Below are 2,478 nucleotides of genomic sequence, written 5' to 3'. Positions count from 1 at the left end.
GCTCGACGATGCCTTGCAACAGGTTGATGAAGTGGGTCGACAGCCGCTCGATGGTCGAGCGCTCGAACAGGTCGGTGGCATAGATGAACGACGCCTCCAATCCCTCTGGCGATTCGCGGGTCTCCAGGGTCAGGTCCAGTTGGGCCACTTCGGTGACACTGTCCACGCCTTCGATCTGCAGGTCGCCCAGGCGCGCACTGGTCGTCCCGCCACGGCCGGCCGCTTGGTGGTTGAACATCACCTGAAACAGCGGGTTGAGCCCCAGGGTGCGCTCCGGCGCCAGGGCCTCGACCAGTTGCTCGAACGGCAGCTCCTGATAGGCCTGGGCATCCAACGCGTGCTGGCGCACCTGGCGCAACAATTCGACGAAGGGCTGCTCGCCGGCGACCTGGGCACGAATCACCTGAGTGTTGACGAAGTAACCGATCAGCCCTTCGGTCTCGACCCGGTTGCGGTTGGCGCTGGGCACCCCGATGCGAATATCGTGCTGGCCGCTGTAGCGGTGCAACAATGCGTGCAATGCCGCCAGCAGCAACATGAACAAGGTGCCACCCTCGGCCCGGGCCAAGGCGTGCAAGGCATGACTCAAGGCCGCCGGCAGTTGCAGGTTGCAGCGCGCGCCACGGTGGCTGGGCTGCGCCGGCCGCGCGTGATCCAGCGGCAGTTCCAGCACCGGTTGCTGCGCGCCCAGGCGCTCGGTCCAGTAGGCCAGCTGGCGATCACGCTCGCCCGCCTCCATCCAGTGGCGCTGCCACAGGGCATAGTCGGCGTACTGGATCGGCAGCGGCGCCAGCGTCGGCGCCTGGCCGAGGCTCAAGCCGGCATACAGGGCGATCAGCTCGCCGACCATCACCTGCATCGACACGCCATCGGAAACGATATGGTGCTGAGTCAGTACCAGCACATGGTCGTCGGGCGCCAGCTCCAGCAGGCGGACCCGCAGCAGCGGCCCCGCCTCGAGGTCGAACGGGTGACGGGTTTCCTCGGCCACCCGGGCCTCCAGTTGTGCCAGGTCCAGCGGCCCGACTACCTCATGGGCGATAGCCAACCCGGCCCCGGGGTCGATCACCTGCAATGGGCGCGTCTGGTCGAAGACAAAGCGGGTGCGCAGCGTCTGATGCCGTTCCACCAACCGCTCGAAGGCACCTTGCAGCGCTTGGCGATCCAGCCGGCCGCGCAGCCGCAGGGCCATGGGGATGTGATAGGCACTGCTGTGCGGCTCCAGTTGCCAGAGGAACCACTGGCGCTCCTGGGCGAAGGACAGCGGCAGTTGCTCGAAGGCCGACTGCACCTCGGGGATCGGCAGGTTGGCCGGGGACACGCCCTCGGCCAGCATCTTCTCCAGGTACAGCGCACGCTTGTCCAGGGGCAAGGTGATGAAGCGGCGAGCGATCCGCGCGGCAACGGTACTGTCCATCACAGCCCCTCCATGTCGTCGAGCAGGCCTTCCAGACGGCTCAGGGTCGCATCCTGCACCTGTGCGCCGGTGGCTTGCAGTTGCGCCACCAGTGCACCGAGCACCGGGTATTGGAACAGCAGCTGCGGGACCAGTGTCAGCCCCAGTTCGAGTTGAATACGCGACACGATATTGATCACCAGCAGGGAATGCCCGCCCAGTTCGAAGAAGTTGTCCGTCAGGCCGACCCGCTCAAGCCCGAGCACCTGCGCCCAGATCGCCGCGACCTGTTGTTCCAGTTCACTCTGCGGCGCCACGTAGGCACGCTGCGACTGCGCGGCATCCACGGCAGGCAAGGCCTTGCGGTCGAGCTTGCCATTGGGCGACAGCGGCAGGCCGTCCAGTACCAGCCACTGGTTCGGCACCATGTAGTCCGGCAGGCCACGGCGCAGGTGCTCGGCCAGTTGTGCCTGCCAATCGGCGGCCTCGCCGGCCAGCACCACATAACCGACCAGCTGCTTGCCGTCCGGCACCGTCACCACGGCTTCACGCACCAGGTCGTGCTCCAGCAGACGCGCCTCGATCTCACCCAGCTCGATGCGCAGGCCACGCAGCTTGACCTGGTGGTCGATACGCCCGGCGTACTCGATCACCCCGTCCGCGCGGTAGCGCGCCAGGTCGCCGGTGCGGTACATGCGCTCGCCATTGCCGTATGGGCTCACGGCGAAACGCTCGGCGGTCAGCCCTGGGCGGCGGTGGTAACCGCGCGCCAGGCCTGCGCCGGCCAGGTACAGTTCGCCCAGCACGCCCACCGGCACCGGTTGCAGCTCGGCATCGAGGATGTAGCAGGCCAGGTTGGCGATCGGCGCGCCGATCGGCACGCTGTCCCGCCCTTCCTCGCGGCAGGTCCAGTGGGTCACGTCGATGGCCGCCTCGGTCGGGCCATACAGGTTGTACAGGCCCGCCTTCGGCAGCTTGGCGAACACCTGCTGCTGGGCATCGGCTGGCAGCGCTTCGCCACTGCAGACGATGCGCGCAAGGCTCGTGCAGCGCGGCACGCCGCTGTCTTGCAGGAACGCCTG

At 67.3% G+C, this 2,478-nt stretch carries 2 protein-coding genes; both read right to left on the bottom strand.

Going from position 1 to position 2,478, the window contains the following annotated elements:
- A partial coding sequence (locus QME24_RS24615) for a condensation domain-containing protein (protein WP_281691083.1) occupies positions 1–1,417 on the bottom strand: 1,417 nt, incomplete at its 3' end.
- On the bottom strand, positions 1,417–2,478 hold a 1,062-nt coding region (locus QME24_RS24610), incomplete at its 5' end, for an AMP-binding protein (RefSeq protein ID WP_281691082.1). The genes QME24_RS24610 and QME24_RS24615, both read right to left, overlap by 1 nt.

This window comes from Pseudomonas sp. PARCl1, from assembly GCF_947311875.1.
Classification (GTDB): Bacteria; Pseudomonadota; Gammaproteobacteria; order Pseudomonadales; family Pseudomonadaceae; genus Aquipseudomonas; species Aquipseudomonas juntendi.
Note: the sequence above shows the minus strand (reverse complement) of the source record. Positions and strands in the feature narration are given on the sequence as shown.